This is a genomic window from Rhodococcus sp. MurmanLake-1 (assembly GCF_056945715.1).
In genome coordinates, this window is the sequence record NZ_JBWZNF010000005.1 from 87,285 (window position 1) to 101,798 (window position 14,514).

Below are 14,514 nucleotides of genomic sequence, written 5' to 3' on the forward strand. Positions count from 1 at the left end.
GGGCCGATGCAGCATTGCACGGCTATGTTGAGGAGATCAGTTCGCAGCCGCTGCTTGACGATGAACTGAAACCAATCCTAGCTCGAGTCTCCGCTCACCCTTGACGCAAGCCCACGGGGTCAGTTGTTGCGTGCAAAGTCAGACTCGCGCTCCGTGACGAACTGATTGTCCGGGCGCGGTTCGGGCGGCGAAAGTGCCGTCAGGAACGACTCGGCCCACTGATGCACATCATGCGTCATGACCTGGCGATGCAGCGCAGCCATACGGCGACGGCCCTCTTTCGGATCCTGATGAACTGCGGTCAGGATTGTATTTTTCACGCCGTCCAAATCGTGCGGGTTGACCAGGTATGACTGTCGTAATTCCATTGCAGCACCGGTGAACTCGCTGAGAACGAGAGCGCCTCCGAGGTCGCCTCGGCAGGCCACGTACTCCTTGGCCACCAGATTCATCCCGTCACGCATCGGCGTCACGAGCATGACGTCGGCAGCGACGAACAGTGCGATCAGTTCTTCGCGGTCGACCGGCTGATACAGGTAGTGAACTACGGGGCGGCCGATCTGACTGTGGTCGCCGTTGATGCGGCCCACCTGTTCCTCGATGACACTGCGAAGGTCGATATAGTGTTGCACGCGTTCACGACTGGGCGTGGCGAGCTGCACCATCGTGTACTTCTCCGGATCCAAGCGGCCCTCGTCGAGGAGTTCCTTGAGGGCTTGCAGTCGCAGGTCGATGCCCTTGGTGTAGTCCAGGCGGTCGACTCCCAGCAGGATTTTTTCGGGATTTCCGAGCTCTTCCTTCAATTCGCGTGCGCGGCGCAGGACCGATTCGCTCTTCGACTGGCGCTCCAGCTCGGCCGAATCGACGGAGATGGGAAATGCCCCCACCTTGACGACGCGAGAGTCGAAATCCACATGCCCGAGCGCACTTCGAACACCGACGCCCGCGGTCGTTGTCTTGAGTCCGAGTAGTTTTCGGGCCAAAAACAGGAAATTGTTTGCGCCACCAGGCAAGTGGAAGCCGATCAGATCGGCGCCCAGCATTCCCTTGACGATCTCCTTGCGCCACGGAAGCTGCATGAAGAGCTCGACCGGAGGAAACGGAATGTGAAGGAAGAACCCGATCGTCAGGTCCGGACGCAGTTCGCGCAGCATTGCCGGCACGAGTTGCAATTGATAGTCCTGCACCCAGACGGTGGCTCCGTCCGCGGCGCAACGGGCGGTTTCCTCGGCGAACCGCTGGTTGACCGCGACGTACGTGTGCCACCACGACCGTTCGAACGTCGGTGCCACCAGGACGTCGTGGTAGAGCGGCCACAGCGTGTCGTTGGAGAACCCCTCGTAGTACTCGGCGAGGTCCTGAGAGGTCAGCTCGACGGGAAACAGACGAAGGCCGTCAACCACTATGGGATCTACCTTCTCGTCCGCGACGCCCGGCCAGCCGACCCAAGCGCCGTCTCGCTGTCGCAGGATGGGTTCGAGAGCAGTGACGAGTCCACCCGGACTTCGCTTCCAGTTCTTGCCACCGTCCTCGTCGGTTTCGAGATCGACGGGTAGTCGGTTTGCGACGACGACGAATTCGGAGAGCTTTTCGAGATCGGTACTCACGCCGACATCGGCTCCGCCAGGGTCTCGTCCAGCACGGTGGTCGAGGACAGGTATGTGACCGCCTCGGCTGTCGAGTCGGTGAACACGATGTCTGCGTCCATCTTCAGAAGAGACAGCGGGCGCCTGACGGGGTGCGCTGCGACGAGCGTCCAAGGAACGCCGAGCCTTCGTGCCTTGGCCGACAGAGTCTCGATGATGGAAAGACCTCCGACGGAGATGAACTGGACGTCCGAGCAGTCGAGTACGAACGGGTGACGCTCACCGATCAGGTCGTCGACGCAGGCAGCGAAATCAGCTCGGGACCGGACGTCGATCTCGCCGCTGACCACGAGTGATTGAATGTTTTCCGCACACGTCGTGGTGAATGTGGGGGGACTGTCCGTACGCTCATCTGTAGTTCTCGAAAACTCGTTCATCGAAACTCCTGACGGATTGCTCGAAACGGTTCGTTCGAACGGTCTGGTTCGAAACGGTTTCGTTCGAAACCGGGAAACGGCACGGGAAGCAACGCACGAACCGTGCTCGTCTTCAACGGCTGGGTACTCAACCGTGCTGAGTGCCTACCTTACCGCATCGCGAAAACCCAGGTGAAAAGCGTTAGATCCGTAAGGATTTCAAGGACCCGTGAGCGTCGGCCCACGGGACCTTGGTCCCGATGACTGAGCTCTTGCGCGATCAGTCGGTGTCGGTTGCCGGGCCGGTACTCGAGGCTCCACCCTCGTCGGCCCACGTACGCTCGCCCGACGGATCGGTCTGAACGTCCTTGTGTGCGGCATCGGCCCCGGTTCCGGGACCGTGGTCGGTGCCGGTGGTCTGCGGCTCGTCCGTCTGATCAGTGCGGTCGGTGGAATTTCGTTCACTCATGGTGGCTGCGTCTCTCTGAAGGTTGGTGTTCATGTACTTGTCGTTTCTTGCTCACCCGCGAGGGGTACTCAATAGGGGTAGTACGTCACGTCGAGCCAGTACGTCACGTCGAGCCATACCAGCAAAGTCAGCTGTCACCGAAGCAGGAGATTTCACGTGAACCATATGACCGTGACGACCGAACACCTGCGTGCACTGCTGGGCAGCGGGCCCCATTCGGAATTGGTAGCGGTTGGGGGTGAGATCGAGATCTACGTCCCCGATGAAGAAGGGTTCGGCCTCGATGGTATCTCGCTTGTCACTCGCGAGCAGTTGGCCGAGCGCCTACCATCCTCGCCCGACAACCCCGACGAAGGTGAACTACGTATCGCCGCAGAATCGTTGAGCGAGATGATCGCCGAACTCGGCGGCTGAAGTTTGTGTTCGGGGCAGCTGACTTCAGATCTGCGGGATCGGATCCGGGGGATACGGGTTCGGTGGCGTCGGAGTCGGTGGCACGGGCGGGGGATTCAGCGGATCGGGTGGTGCCGGCGCGGGTGGTGTCGGCGACCCCGGGTCGGGGACGGGGCCCGGATCCGGTGGTGGGGGAGTGGTCATGAGTGCCGGGTTCCCAAACACTTGCCGAACAAACACCTAGTGCTCGGAGTGGCTTTTGGTGTTCTCCTCGGCAGGTAGATCATCCACGATGTCGACTACGGCGATGTGGACGTTCTCTGCAGAGACGGGTGGGTCCATGTCGCCGAGGATCAGGTGAACGACATCGACGACGGTGAATCGAACCCGGTCCGACAGTTCGGCCAGATCCACTCCGTATGGCGCTGCCAGTTCGATACGTAGTGAACGTATTTCGTGGCCGTCGACGAAGAACTCGATACTGCTCGGCGAGCAGTGGTGTCGAGAACGTATCTCGGCGGCCAAATGGGTGCGGAGTACGTGATCGCTCACCGACACCGTGCCTAGACGTGGACCTTCGGACGCGTGTGCGTCGAGCGGCCAACCGGACGCCGAGGTCGACCGTAGCGCCCGGATCACCTTGTCGCTGATTCGATCCCAGCCTGGCTCGGGAGCGTTCCGCAGGACGTCGGATGCGTGCGCCATCAATGCGTCGGTTCGTGATTCAGTCATCGCCACCTCGTCATTCGTTCACTCAGGTTAGCCCGTGCACGATGGTGATGCCCTCGCACTGCATCCGGAGTGAGTCTCAGAATCTTGCCGATTTGAACGAACGTGAGCATCTCCACCTCTCGCAGCGTCCAGGCCGCACGCTGGCGATAAGGCAATTCACCCAACGCTTCTTCCAGTGCCTCCAGGAACGCGGCGTTCGAGGTCGTGTCGAACGGGCCGGCCTCGGGAGACGGCACGAGAGGATCCAGCAGCTTGTCGTCGATCGGTTGCGCTCTCTTGATTCGATAGCTGTCCACGATCTTTCGGGAACAGATCGCGAAAAGCCATGTTCGCATCGACGATTCGCCACGAAATGAATCGAGTCGGCGCCACGCGGCCACGAAGGTGTCCTGGACTACCTCGAGAATGTCGCCTTCATCTGCGAGCATTCGACGCGCATAGCGGTGAAGTGCAGGTCCGTAGTAGTGCACCAGTGACTCGAATGCTTCTCGGTCGCCGAGTATCGCAGCGTCCACCGTTGCGGTGTCCAAGCCGTCAGGTGCTTCGGTGAGCCCCTGTGTGTGCGGTAACGCCACAGTCGCTCCTCTCGCGGAAATGCGGAAAACTCGGCTGCGTTCGAAGATTGTTCGCCCGGCCGGGGCGTTGAATGTTACGGACAGTAACTAACAAGTGTCAGTGATGCACGTCACCTGACTGGGGCATTCGGTTTTGCCTTCGAGTGACGACTACACAGGTAGATCGATCAACAGGAGGAGATGACAATGGTCAGCACACAGGTTGCGACAGCATCTACGAAGGATGTTGCATCATCGAACGACTCGGCTCTCGAGAGCTCTCAAGGAAAGACGTCGATCGCCGACACCGTTGTCTCGAAGATTGCCGGCATCGCCACGCGAGAGGTGAGCGGTGTGTACGACGTCGGCGGCGGAGCGTCCCGGGTTGTCGGGGCACTGCGCGAGCGGATCCCCGGCGCGAGTGTCAACCACTCCCAGGGAGTATCGGTCGAGGTCGGCGAAAAGCAGGCAGCGGTCGACATCGATATCGTGGCCGAGTACGGCGTATCGCTCGCCGATCTGGCCACCGGCATTCGCCGCAACGTCATTGCGGCGCTCGAACGGATGACGGGTCTCGAAGTGACCGAGGTGAACATCACAGTTCACGACGTCCACCTCGACGAGGGCAGCGACGACGAAACCGGCGAGCCCAAGACTGCACGGGTGCAGTGAGTTCCGAAATCGCTGACACCATCGCGGCGGCTGTGACGGGGGTACCTGGGGTCGCCTCGCTTCATGCCGGAATGTTCGGCGAGGTTGGCACGTACCTCCCCGGTCGCCGCGTCGTCGGCGTGCGGGTGACGGAGTCGTCGACAGACATCCATGTGTGCATCTTCGCCGACGCCGCCGTTCGAGACACGGCTTTACGTATCCGCCAAGCGGTTTCAGGACTCGTTACAGGCCCCGTGAACGTGACAGTGGAAGACGTAGTCGGTCGTGGACGCGATGCCTGAGCACTCTCGGGGTTCAGTTCCCGATCGACGATCCGCACGCCGAGAGGCGATCAGGAACTACCACCCCGACGTGGGCGGATCTGCCGACGCGCTCAATCGAGCACTCAAACGCGTCGACCGGGACTTCGCATCCCCGATCGGTGTGGTTGTGCGCACGTCGCTGCGCGGCACGATGCGACAGATAGCCAAACCCGTTCGGGCCCAGTACACGCGGGTGCGCGCTCGGTTTCCGGGTGCAAAGACCTACACCGAGATCTGACAGGCACCATCGAACATCATCCACAACGGAGGATTCACATGACCACCTCGACTGTCGGCCTACTGGCAGGACTACTTCTCGGAGTCGCAGCTGCTGCAGGCGGTTTCACCGGATTCCTCATCGCTCTGGTTCTCGGTGTGATTGGATACCTCGTCGGTGGTCAGCGTGACGGCGAGTTCGATCTCGGTGTGATGCTGAAGGGTCGCGGACGTGGCTGAGACAGCTCGACCGGAGTCGTCTGTGCTTGGTGAGCCGGGCGATCGCGGAACGCTGACGATTCGAGACAGAGTCGCGCAGAAGTTGGTTCTCGAGGCGACGCGCGGAACCCCGGGGGTGCGCCATCACGCCGCCGGCATGGACAAACTGACCGGGCGCGAATTGCCGAGGGCGCGAGTGCTGGTATCCGGCAAGCGGGTACGGGCCAAGGTGGACATCGCGATCGAGTGGCCCGGATCCTTGTCGGTCATCGGTACCGCGGTGCGAGAGAACGTGACAACCCAGTTGCAGTCTGTATCGGGCCTGGACGTAGACGGCGTGGACGTGGCGATCGTGAGCGTTCTCCCGGCATCGACCAAGCGTGACGCGGGAAGGAAAGTGCGATGACCGCCGACAAGGTCGCACCACCCACTGCCTCGAGGGCTGCTGCTCCTGTTCCCCTTGCGGCGCCCGGATCGGCCGTCACTGGATTCCTCATCGCCGCGGCGCTACTCGCGCTCGGCGTGGTCGGCGTCCGCGACGCGCTGGTGGATACCGGCGTGATCACCGGGTCGCAGTGGATACCAAGTGCTGCCGCATATGTGGACGGGCTCGCGTACCAGGGTTGGATGTTGCCGGCGGGGATCGCAGCCGTCGTTCTCGGCCTGTGGTTCGTCATCCTCGGACTCAAACCGCGACGAAAGACTGCCAATGCCTTGGTCGGAGTCGCGAATACATGGATCGATCCCGCCGATGTAGCGGCGATAGCGTCTGTTCGCGTCGAGTCACTGGCCCAGGTTCGATCCGCTTCGTCACACGCGACCCGGCGCAAGCTGGAAGTGAAGGCCTCGGTCACGCCCGATGGAGCCGCGACCGCTGAATCGGAGATCCGTGCGGTGCTGGGGGACTTGGCCGGGTCGCTGTCACCATCGCCGCGAATCAAGGTTCGTATCCAGACGGGATCGATGTCATGACTCGGACGGCGACGGCGATGGATCGCGTGGCGACATGCGTGGTGGGGATGCTCGCGGTAGCGCTGGGAGTTGCAGCGATCCTGTGGAATCTCGACGCGATCAAGGATTTCCCGGCGCGTATCGAGATCCCGTGGGCTGAAGATCTTGTCGATCACTCGTGGTGGCCATGGGCTGTCGGAGCTGGGGGAGTATTGCTAGTCCTCCTCGCGTTGCGGTGGTTGATCGCGCATGTGCCGCTGCGTCGGGTGAAGGAGATCACGGTCCCTGGGTCGAACTCACACAATTCCATCACCGCGGATCTGGGTGCGGTGGCGGAAGGGGCGAGCGCATCACTGGAGGACTTCGACGAAGTGTCGCGTGTCCGAGGAAAAGCGTTGCTCGATCGTGGAGTTCGCACGATCGATTTGCGAGTGACATTGAGACGTAGCGTCGTATCCGGATCGGAAACGTTGTCCGAGTTGATTTCTCGCGTCACTGACACGGGGGATCAAGTCGAGTCGATGGTCGGTGATCCATCCGTCGCGACCAGAACTCACATCGCCGTGGAAAGCGCGAAACGCGATGAGCCGAGAACTCTCTGATCAATCGAGGTTTGAGCCTCCCGGTGACCGGGTATTGGTAGACCTCCCGATCGTGCACAGAGTCATGGATGTTGCTGTGGCACTGTGTGTCACGGTGCTCCTTGCGACCGTCACTTCGATGGCGATCGCGATCGTAGTGACGCTGATCATGTGCGCGTCGGTGAGTGTCGTTTCTCGTATGTGGTGAATCGCCAGTCATTTTGGTTCTGTCGTGAACACCTGATAGAAAGGTAAGCAGACAATGTGGCTGCTACTGAGTGCACGATCCCCCGCGTCGTGCGGCGGAGAGTCTGGTTGTGTGCAAACACAACCCGCGATCACGGTCTAGTTGCGCGGGCCGATCGCTCGGAACTCTCCCTTCACCGGCAGTCACTCATTGCGCCGTCCCTCTTTACTCTAAGGAGTTCAAATGCTTCCTCTCGGTATCATCGCCTGGATCATCATCGGTGGGCTGGCGGGTTGGATCGGCAGTAAGATCATGAAAACCGATGCGCAGCAGGGGATCTTCCTCAACATCGTTGTCGGTGTGATCGGCGGCCTGATCGGTGGTTTCCTGCTTCGAGTCTTCGGCGTCGATGTCGAGGGTGCAGGCTGGATCTTCAGCTTCCTCACTTGCCTTCTCGGTGCAGTCATCTTGCTGTTCCTGGTCAAGGCAGTCACCGGAAAGCGCTGACACATTTGTCCACGCAGTTCGAGTTCGACTGAATCCCACGGCCGAATCCCACGGCCGAACGCACGACCGAATCCACACCGAATTCAAGAAGGAGAAACACATGTCTGACTTCATCGACAAGGCAAAGCACCGCGCTGAGGATCTCATCGGCGAAGCCAAGGAAAAGATCGGAAATGCCACGGGCAATGACGATCTGGCTGCCGAAGGTGTTGCCGATCAGGGCGAGGCAAAGGTCAAGAAGGCCGGCGACACTGTCAGTGACAAGGTCTCGGATATCAAGGACAAGTTCACAAGCTGAATGAGTTTCGGCGCGGTTGACCGGCATGTCCGGTCAACCGCGCTTTTGTGTGTCTCCTCGGCCGTCGCGGCTACCGCGATACGCTAGCTTCCGCGTTTCCGCGAGCCACTCCGGAAGCATGCGCATGTGTGCCGGCCTGTTCAGGATCGGATCGAAGGACGGCTGGAGGCAATCCGGGTGGTCCTCGACTTCGTCGAGACAGAGATGTCCGATCGGTATCAACTGAAGTTGAATTCTCGCGAGGTACACGGAGAAGTGCAGCGGGGAATGATCGACCGCAGCTTTTAATGCAGACAAAGAAGTGCCGGCCGGGTGGACGCCGCGCGGTGTCACGATCAGCCACGCCGCGGCCCCGCCCGCGCGTGAGTAAGGAACCAGTGTGCTGTATCTCGCGCCGTTCCACGAGAAAGCCGGAGCTGGAAACATTTTCGAGAAGGTAGAAAGTCCTGATGTTGCGAGAAGAATGTCCCACGGGTTTTCATCTGCGCCGACATCGTGCAACCGAAGCGCCAGGCCAAGTATGTCGGGTAGGTCTCCCGGAATTCCGAGTGCTTTCGACATTCGAGCGGTGACGGTAATCGTCGACGACTCCGTTACCGGCCACCACGGGGTGGCCGGCTTCAATGTTCCCTTCAGTTCGATCCCGTGCGGGTGAAAAACCCTGGCCATGCGCAGCGATGATGCGAAGTGGAACGGTGCGCCGACCAGCTTTCCGATCGCGCTCTTGCCGGCGGGGATGATCGAATTGAGCGTCACAGCTTCCTTGTCTGAGAATTCTCCGCCCCCCGAAGCGCCCAGACTGGACGGACGTTCAGGCGTGTTGACGGGCTTGCGGACGGTTTCTTTCGGCTTCCCAGCGGCAGCGATTGCTAATCATGTGACGCGCCGTAACAAAAGTCTCGCCGGTCGGGATAATTAGCCAAACGCACAAATTGGTCGTTATGGTTCGTTTGTCCGTAACGGTGCGATCGGACCTGCGACCGTCGCGAACTGGCGAGATTGCTACTCGTGATTTGTGTTTGGTGATTGCGCGGAAACAAGAAATGTCGAGGAGACACGCTGATGGGCCACTCTCGAACCTGGCTGACGCGCGCGCTGGCAATGCCGGTGGCTGTCGCGGTGACTTTGTTGCTTCCTCTCGGCAGTGTCGCCTCGGCCCAGGATTTCGAGGACGACGCAGATACTTCGGTGGTCGCCGCAGCCACAACTCCGATCTCCTTCACCGAACTCGGCCGAGGAACGGACATCGTGTTCTCTTCCGATGACGCACCAGTGTTGGTGACCGTGCCGGTGCCGGACGGACTCACCGCAACAGCCGTGACCGGAATCCTGACCGCCCCGACCGACTTCAGTAGGGGCTGGCTCGAAGTGACTTCGGACGGCAGATTGGTGAGCCGCGTCGACTTCGACGCCGGGCAGGCCGGGGCCGGGTTACCGATTTCGGTTCCCTTGCAAGGTCTCGAAGTGGTCGACCGTAGTGTGACCGTATCGATGATCGCTCACCTAGTTCCCGTCGACGACCGCTGCTACGACCGAACGAGATACCAGCCCCTCGCGCTCCGGGATGCCTTTGTCGCCTACGACGGTGCAGAGCGACAGCCCACAACTGTTGCAACCTTCTTCCCACCGATTTTGAGGAAGGCAACCATCTACGTCACGGATGGTTCGTCAGGGGCGCAGCAGAGTGCGGCTTTGCAACTGAGTGCAGCGATTGTCAACAAGTACGGAAGTCAGCCTGGTGCCGTGGTGGTGGAGCAGCTGCCGAACGGCCAGAGTCTGCCCTCCGCTGAGCCGGGACTGTTCGAGAGAGCTGTAGTGCTCGGTAACAGTGGGGACGCCGGCATCGATCTCGCGACGGCGCCGAATGGTTCACCCGTGCTGCGGATTTCAGGGGACGACAAGATGCTCGTTCCTCAGGTCAGTCTCTTGGCGGCGAACTTCGACGGCTACTGGGCGGCGAGCAGAGCGCTGGCGTCACCGGACAACGCGGTTGCCCAGATTTCCCAGGACGCCATCACCGTCGGTGAGCTGAAGCTCGGAACGCTGACGGCTTCCGGTCTCAATCACATCGAGGTCGGCGTCCCGTTCAGTCAGTCGCAACTGGGGCGTCCGATGAAGGATGTCTCGGTGCGAATGATTGGTTCCTATGTCCCGCTACCGAATTCGCGTAACGGAGAACTGTCGATCTCACTCGGGGATAGACGACTCGCCTCGCAGACGGTTAACGAGACAGGGCGCTTCGACATCGGCGTCGATGTTCCGAACGAACTCCTGCGTCGCGACTTGACGTTCGAGGTCTCGATGGATGTGACCGGCGACTTCCAGTGCGGCACCAGTAGCCCTTCTTCGCTCACTGTGGATCCGGCCAGCACCATCACGTCCACTACCGGATTCCCGCCGACGCCTGGAGGATTCCAGTCCTTGCCTCAGTCGATGCTGCCCACACTCGATGTCGGTTTGAGTCACGGTGATTTCGCAGATCTCGTTCGAGCCCAGCGCCTCGTTGTCGCGATGCAGCGGTTGAGCTATCTGCCGCTGCAACCGCGCGTGCTCCCGTTCGGCGACGCGGCGACCAGTTCGCTGCCGGCGTTGTTGATCGCGGCGGACGGGACGCTGCCCACTCCGGTGGCTCTACCCATGGACACGGCAGATCAAGGTCTCCTGCGCTTGCAGGGTCTGGAATTCGGTGGACAATACGGTGCCTTGCAGGTGGTTTCGGGTTCGCACAACGAAGTAGTGGCGCTGACGTCTGAGGGTGATGCGGCCGATGCCGACGGTCTGCTCAACTGGTTGGAAGGTGGGAAAGACCGGTTCGCAGAACTGACCGGCGATCTACTGGTCGCACCTCGCGGAGGTGAGCCGTTCGACGTCGGAGTCGACGTCGCCCCGTTGGGCACTGCGACCTCGGCCGAAGAAGAGACCGGACTGAGCGCGGTCACGATCGGCTGGATCGGATTCGGGACCGTGGTTCTGATCGCTGTTGCCGTCGGTGGTGTGCTCGTGGCTCGGCGTCGCGGACAGTGACCGTCACCGATCGCCCGGCCCTGTCCGTCGCGGTCCACGATCTACCGGGCCGGAAGCCATGGCGGATGTTCGTCGTGCTCTTCGCGATCTACACCGCGTTGGGCGTATGGATGAACGCGGGTATCGGGTTCATCTTCACCGATTCGCTCAGTCGTGTCGCCGCGGTGTCGGCGATGCTGCTCAGCCGTGATCCGCACTTCGCGGCGATCGGATTCGTGTTCACCCCGTTGACGGCGGCAGTCCAGATTCCGATGGGCCTGATGGGTCATTGGTGGCCGGATCTGCTGCGGTGGAACATCACTGCGGTCGTGATGTCCGCGGCCTTCATGGCTGGCGCGGTGATTCAGATACGCGGGATCAGCCGCGACCGTGGGTGTCCGCGATGGGTCACCGTCGTCCTTACCGTGCTGTTCGCTGTCAATCCGATGATCGTCATGTACGCGGCGAGCGGAATGAGCGAAGCTCCGTTCCTTTTCTTCGTTCTGTGGGCGACACGTCGACTGATTCGGTGGATGCGCAGCGACGACGTACACGACCTCATCGGTGCGGGCCTCGCGTTCGCTCTGGCGTACCTCACTCGATACGACGCATTGGCACCTCTGTCTGTCGCGGTGGTGCTGGTGACCGTGGTGAGTTGGCTTCGTTTTCAACCGACAGCGGAGGAGCGGGGCGAGGGCGCAGGACCTGGCTTGCGGCTCTGGGCAGCAGCGCTCGACGGCGCCGTCGTGCTGATGCCGGGTTTCCTGGCCTTCGCCTTGTGGTCGTTTGCCAGTTGGCTCATCACGGGTCAAGCGTTCCAACAGTTCTCGTCGGTGTACGGGAACAGTTCCATCCTGGAACAGGCTGGTGCCGGAACCGACTCACCGGTTGCCCGCCTTGCGTTCTCGATCACCGAAATGGCGGTACTCGGGCCGGCGCTCCCGGTGTTCGTGGTCCTGGCAGTCATCTACGCACTTCGGCGGCGCGACACCGAAGTGGTGGTGCCTCTTGTGCTGTTCGGCGCCATCCTCGGAGCGCAGACGTTGCTCTACCTGATGGGATCGACGTTTCCTCTTCTGCGCTTCTACATTTCGATCATTCCGCTGTGTTTCGTATTGGTCGTCCTGATCGCTCCTCGCGGAGCGCCGGTCATCACGCGTCGACCAGGGGCTGCTGCGTCGCGCTCGGTGTCGACGTACCCCGAGCAGGCGGGACCGTCTCTACCTCTTGTGATCTCCCTGTGCTTGCTGGTCGGGTCGACGCTGGTCACGTTTGTCGCGATGGGTAGTGCGCGGATCGCAGTGCTCGAGCATTCCATTGCCAGCGCGATCATTCCGGGCCGCCAGAACCTGGAGGAGCAGACGAATCTACGCACGTTTGCGGCCGAGCGTCGCATCGCCAGGTACCTGGACGACTTGGCTCTGCCGGAGGGGTCGGTTCTGCTCGACACCGTGCAGAGCTATGCCGTCGTGGCGTCGTCGAACAACCCTCGGCAATTCGTCGTGCCTTCCGATGCGGACTTCGTGCGCGTACTGAACAACCCGGCCGAACATCACGTCGAGTACATCCTGTCGGTTCCGAACACCGGTCGCGGTGTGTCGGACGCGGTCAATCGGCGTTATCCGACGATGTACGACACCGGTGCCGGCGGTGTGGGAGCACTGGTGCTCGAGGTGCCCAACGACGGCGGCATGGACCCTTCGGCCTGGCGTTTGTATCGCGTGACCGGTGAACGTCAAACGGGTCGATGAGGGAATTCGTGTGGGAGGATTGTCCGTATGACGTGGATGGTTGTAGATGTCTTCTGAAGAAGCGCGTCCGCGTGTGCGTGGCACAGTGCGTCGCCGTATCGCTGCCGCTGTAGTCAGCTTTGCAACCGTCGCGGTCGTGACAGGAATGTTCACGACGCCGGTGGTTGCCGATTCGCCCAAGACGGTTCGGGTCGGAGCGTCGTCGAGCGGACTGACACTCGACGGACAGCCGTGGTGGCCCACCGGGCTCAATGCTTATCAACTGGCCACTGATTGGTCGGTGAACTTCGGCTGTGGCGCGATGGTCGATCTCGATGCCTACTTCGGTTCTCTGCCACCGAATTCCGTCACGCGTTTCAACGCCTTCCAAGCGCTCGCGGTGAACAAGGTGTCCGGGCAGATGGATTTCGGACCGATGGACGCGGTGTTCGACGCTGCGGCGCGACACAACCAGTTGACGATTCCGGTGCTCTCACCACAGGACAGCGGGTGTGATGACGGGCTGTTCAAATCCAGGGACTGGTACACCGACGACTGGAAGGTTGCGAACCTGATCCCAGGTCGAGCCACCATGAGCTTTCAGGACTGGATGCACACCGCCGTCGACCGTTGGAAGAACGAGCCTTCCGTCGCGGCGTGGGAATTGGTGGGGGAGCCGGAACCGAGCCTGTGTACCGACGCCGCCTGCAATTGGTGGACAAGAACGTGCCCGTCTGATTCCGCGCAGGTGTTGCGGAAGTTCTTCGACACGGCAGGCGCCGAACTTCGGGCGATCGATCCGAACACCCTGATCACGGCCGGATACGTCGGGGGCGGTCAGTGCGGCACTGCTGGTGACGACTACCAATACGTGAGCGAGTCCGACTTCGTCGACATTCTGCAGTATCACGACTACGGAGCAGACGGGGTTCCGCTTCCGGGCGACCAGTGGAACGGACTGGCGCGTCGCATCGAACAGGCCACGAACGTCTCGAAGCCGTTGTTGGTCGCTGAGACAGGCGAATTGGCGGGCAGTTGTGAATCATTGGCAACCCGAGCCACGAATATCGAGACGAAGCTGACGGGGCAGAAGGCGGCCGGCACGGCCGGAGCTCTCCTGTGGGCCTTCGTACCGGATCCGCGGCCGAACGAGTGCACAATGGACATCGGGCCCGATGATCCACTCTTCGACGTGATCGCTTCACTGGCAAGTTAGGACACTGCTGGTAGTCCACTAGGAGTTCCGCCCAGTGGGAGTATGGTCACGATCTGATAACAACCTGAACCTGGCGTTGTGACGTGATGACCCTATTTCGTTTGCATCCAATGGTATTCAGTGGCATTCACTTGTGGATAACCGAACTTGAAGGCTTGTGGAGTCGCTCGGGACCATCGATGCGACGCCTCCAGGACCTACGTCCGGGTCGGCTGGGGACGGTCCGGTTGAGGCGCTGAGTTCGGAAGTTGTGTCGTACCTGTCTCTTTGGCCAGTTACTACGTCCCGCCGTGGTCAACGTCGAAAAAGGATCTCAACCGTTCGCTGCGGTAACGGGCAGTGCGCGGAGTGCCGTGTGCCCTTCGTGGAAGTGACATCGAGGGGTGCTGTGTAGCTCTCGCGCGCAACGAATTCCGAGTTCGGGTCAACTTGCGACGGCATCGGTCGCCCGGTAGACCTTGTGCGCAGGCTGTACATGCGGT

The 14,514-nt window shown here is 61.0% G+C and carries 19 protein-coding genes; 13 read left to right on the forward strand and 6 right to left on the reverse strand.

Going from position 1 to position 14,514, the window contains the following annotated elements; translation table 11 throughout:
- Window positions 1-119 precede the first annotated feature (119 nt).
- From AC2ETI_RS15700 to AC2ETI_RS15710, 3 genes are all read right to left on the reverse strand, one after another.
- Window positions 120-1,607, reverse strand: a complete 1,488-nt coding sequence (locus tag AC2ETI_RS15700; RefSeq protein WP_019747461.1) for an alpha,alpha-trehalose-phosphate synthase (UDP-forming) — start codon at window positions 1,605-1,607, stop codon at window positions 120-122.
- Window positions 1,604-2,023: an STAS domain-containing protein gene (locus AC2ETI_RS15705; protein WP_019747460.1), complete on the reverse strand. Its 420-nt coding sequence runs from the start codon at window positions 2,021-2,023 to the stop codon at window positions 1,604-1,606. Before AC2ETI_RS15705 ends, AC2ETI_RS15700 begins: the two co-directional genes overlap by 4 nt.
- 259 nt (window positions 2,024-2,282) lie before the next feature.
- Entirely contained in the window at window positions 2,283-2,471 is a 189-nt protein-coding gene (locus tag AC2ETI_RS15710; protein WP_228117918.1) for a PI-type proteinase, read from the reverse strand.
- Between the two features lie 165 nt (window positions 2,472-2,636).
- Here AC2ETI_RS15710 and AC2ETI_RS15715 point away from each other — a divergent pair, with 165 nt between their 5' ends.
- A complete protein-coding gene (locus tag AC2ETI_RS15715) occupies window positions 2,637-2,885 on the forward strand; it encodes a hypothetical protein (RefSeq protein ID WP_019747457.1) in 249 nt (82 codons plus the stop codon).
- A gap of 219 nt (window positions 2,886-3,104) precedes the next feature.
- On the opposite strand, the gene AC2ETI_RS15720 is transcribed toward AC2ETI_RS15715, so the two are convergent.
- Both AC2ETI_RS15720 and AC2ETI_RS15725 read right to left on the reverse strand, forming a co-directional pair.
- Window positions 3,105-3,596: a hypothetical protein gene (locus tag AC2ETI_RS15720; RefSeq protein ID WP_202023085.1), complete on the reverse strand. Its 492-nt coding sequence runs from the start codon at window positions 3,594-3,596 to the stop codon at window positions 3,105-3,107.
- Window positions 3,593-4,171, reverse strand: a complete 579-nt coding sequence (locus tag AC2ETI_RS15725; protein WP_020968728.1) for an RNA polymerase sigma factor — start codon at window positions 4,169-4,171, stop codon at window positions 3,593-3,595. The genes AC2ETI_RS15720 and AC2ETI_RS15725 overlap by 4 nt, the downstream gene beginning before the upstream one ends.
- A gap of 186 nt (window positions 4,172-4,357) precedes the next feature.
- Between AC2ETI_RS15725 and AC2ETI_RS15730 the strand changes: the two genes are divergently transcribed.
- The 9 genes from AC2ETI_RS15730 (at window position 4,358) to AC2ETI_RS15770 (ending at window position 8,083) form a co-directional block, all read left to right on the forward strand.
- Window positions 4,358-4,822 (forward strand): Asp23/Gls24 family envelope stress response protein, encoded by a 465-nt coding sequence (locus tag AC2ETI_RS15730; protein ID WP_355335088.1) that lies wholly within the window; start codon window positions 4,358-4,360, stop codon window positions 4,820-4,822.
- Window positions 4,819-5,103, forward strand: a complete 285-nt coding sequence (locus AC2ETI_RS15735) for an Asp23/Gls24 family envelope stress response protein (RefSeq protein WP_021343181.1) — start codon at window positions 4,819-4,821, stop codon at window positions 5,101-5,103. Before AC2ETI_RS15730 ends, AC2ETI_RS15735 begins: the two co-directional genes overlap by 4 nt.
- 70 nt (window positions 5,104-5,173) lie before the next feature.
- Window positions 5,174-5,362: a hypothetical protein gene (locus tag AC2ETI_RS15740; RefSeq protein WP_230544068.1), complete on the forward strand. Its 189-nt coding sequence runs from the start codon at window positions 5,174-5,176 to the stop codon at window positions 5,360-5,362.
- Window positions 5,363-5,400: 38 nt separating this feature from the next.
- Window positions 5,401-5,580 (forward strand): hypothetical protein, encoded by a 180-nt coding sequence (locus AC2ETI_RS15745; RefSeq protein ID WP_003943629.1) that lies wholly within the window; start codon window positions 5,401-5,403, stop codon window positions 5,578-5,580.
- Window positions 5,573-5,965, forward strand: a complete 393-nt coding sequence (locus tag AC2ETI_RS15750) for an Asp23/Gls24 family envelope stress response protein (RefSeq protein WP_019747452.1) — start codon at window positions 5,573-5,575, stop codon at window positions 5,963-5,965. The genes AC2ETI_RS15745 and AC2ETI_RS15750 overlap by 8 nt, the downstream gene beginning before the upstream one ends.
- Complete coding sequence (locus AC2ETI_RS15755; protein WP_020968731.1) at window positions 5,962-6,531, forward strand: DUF6286 domain-containing protein; 570 nt, start codon at window positions 5,962-5,964, stop codon at window positions 6,529-6,531. The genes AC2ETI_RS15750 and AC2ETI_RS15755 overlap by 4 nt, the downstream gene beginning before the upstream one ends.
- Complete coding sequence (locus AC2ETI_RS15760) at window positions 6,528-7,112, forward strand: hypothetical protein (protein ID WP_020968732.1); 585 nt, start codon at window positions 6,528-6,530, stop codon at window positions 7,110-7,112. Before AC2ETI_RS15755 ends, AC2ETI_RS15760 begins: the two co-directional genes overlap by 4 nt.
- A gap of 409 nt (window positions 7,113-7,521) precedes the next feature.
- The gene (locus AC2ETI_RS15765; protein WP_003943661.1) at window positions 7,522-7,785 is read left to right on the forward strand and encodes a GlsB/YeaQ/YmgE family stress response membrane protein; all 264 of its coding nucleotides are present in this window, start codon (window positions 7,522-7,524) and stop codon (window positions 7,783-7,785) included.
- Window positions 7,786-7,885: 100 nt separating this feature from the next.
- Window positions 7,886-8,083 carry a CsbD family protein gene (locus tag AC2ETI_RS15770; RefSeq protein ID WP_019747449.1) on the forward strand — a complete coding sequence of 66 codons (198 nt, stop codon included), beginning with the start codon at window positions 7,886-7,888 and terminating at the stop codon, window positions 8,081-8,083.
- A gap of 33 nt (window positions 8,084-8,116) precedes the next feature.
- Here the strand turns inward: AC2ETI_RS15770 and AC2ETI_RS15775 are convergent, their stop codons facing one another.
- Window positions 8,117-8,839, reverse strand: coding sequence for a hypothetical protein (locus tag AC2ETI_RS15775; protein ID WP_019747448.1), 723 nt, complete (start codon window positions 8,837-8,839; stop codon window positions 8,117-8,119).
- A gap of 306 nt (window positions 8,840-9,145) precedes the next feature.
- Between AC2ETI_RS15775 and AC2ETI_RS15780 the strand changes: the two genes are divergently transcribed.
- The 3 genes from AC2ETI_RS15780 to AC2ETI_RS15790 are packed head-to-tail and all read left to right on the forward strand — an operon-like array spanning window position 9,146 to window position 14,032.
- Complete coding sequence (locus AC2ETI_RS15780) at window positions 9,146-11,107, forward strand: hypothetical protein (protein ID WP_205907559.1); 1,962 nt, start codon at window positions 9,146-9,148, stop codon at window positions 11,105-11,107.
- The gene (locus tag AC2ETI_RS15785; RefSeq protein ID WP_046378102.1) at window positions 11,104-12,837 is read left to right on the forward strand and encodes a glycosyltransferase family 39 protein; all 1,734 of its coding nucleotides are present in this window, start codon (window positions 11,104-11,106) and stop codon (window positions 12,835-12,837) included. The genes AC2ETI_RS15780 and AC2ETI_RS15785 overlap by 4 nt, the downstream gene beginning before the upstream one ends.
- Before the next feature lie 46 nt (window positions 12,838-12,883).
- Window positions 12,884-14,032 (forward strand): beta-mannosidase, encoded by a 1,149-nt coding sequence (locus AC2ETI_RS15790; protein WP_483634109.1) that lies wholly within the window; start codon window positions 12,884-12,886, stop codon window positions 14,030-14,032.
- Window positions 14,033-14,514 lie beyond the last annotated feature (482 nt).

Bases quoted from the DNA above. Each gene is read 5' to 3' on its own strand.
- AC2ETI_RS15790 (WP_483634109.1), top strand. From the start codon at position 12,884: ATGTCTTCTGAAGAAGCGCGTCCGCGTGTGCGTGGCACAGTGCGTCGC.
- AC2ETI_RS15780 (WP_205907559.1), top strand. From the start codon at position 9,146: ATGGGCCACTCTCGAACCTGGCTGACGCGCGCGCTGGCAATGCCGGTG.
- AC2ETI_RS15760 (WP_020968732.1), top strand. From the start codon at position 6,528: ATGACTCGGACGGCGACGGCGATGGATCGCGTGGCGACATGCGTGGTG.
- AC2ETI_RS15745 (WP_003943629.1), top strand. From the start codon at position 5,401: ATGACCACCTCGACTGTCGGCCTACTGGCAGGACTACTTCTCGGAGTC.
- AC2ETI_RS15710 (WP_228117918.1), bottom strand. From the start codon at position 2,471: ATGAGTGAACGAAATTCCACCGACCGCACTGATCAGACGGACGAGCCG.
- AC2ETI_RS15720 (WP_202023085.1), bottom strand. From the start codon at position 3,596: ATGACTGAATCACGAACCGACGCATTGATGGCGCACGCATCCGACGTC.
- AC2ETI_RS15715 (WP_019747457.1), top strand. From the start codon at position 2,637: ATGACCGTGACGACCGAACACCTGCGTGCACTGCTGGGCAGCGGGCCC.
- AC2ETI_RS15765 (WP_003943661.1), top strand. From the start codon at position 7,522: ATGCTTCCTCTCGGTATCATCGCCTGGATCATCATCGGTGGGCTGGCG.
- AC2ETI_RS15705 (WP_019747460.1), bottom strand. From the start codon at position 2,023: ATGAACGAGTTTTCGAGAACTACAGATGAGCGTACGGACAGTCCCCCC.
- AC2ETI_RS15755 (WP_020968731.1), top strand. From the start codon at position 5,962: ATGACCGCCGACAAGGTCGCACCACCCACTGCCTCGAGGGCTGCTGCT.
- AC2ETI_RS15730 (WP_355335088.1), top strand. From the start codon at position 4,358: ATGGTCAGCACACAGGTTGCGACAGCATCTACGAAGGATGTTGCATCA.
- AC2ETI_RS15770 (WP_019747449.1), top strand. From the start codon at position 7,886: ATGTCTGACTTCATCGACAAGGCAAAGCACCGCGCTGAGGATCTCATC.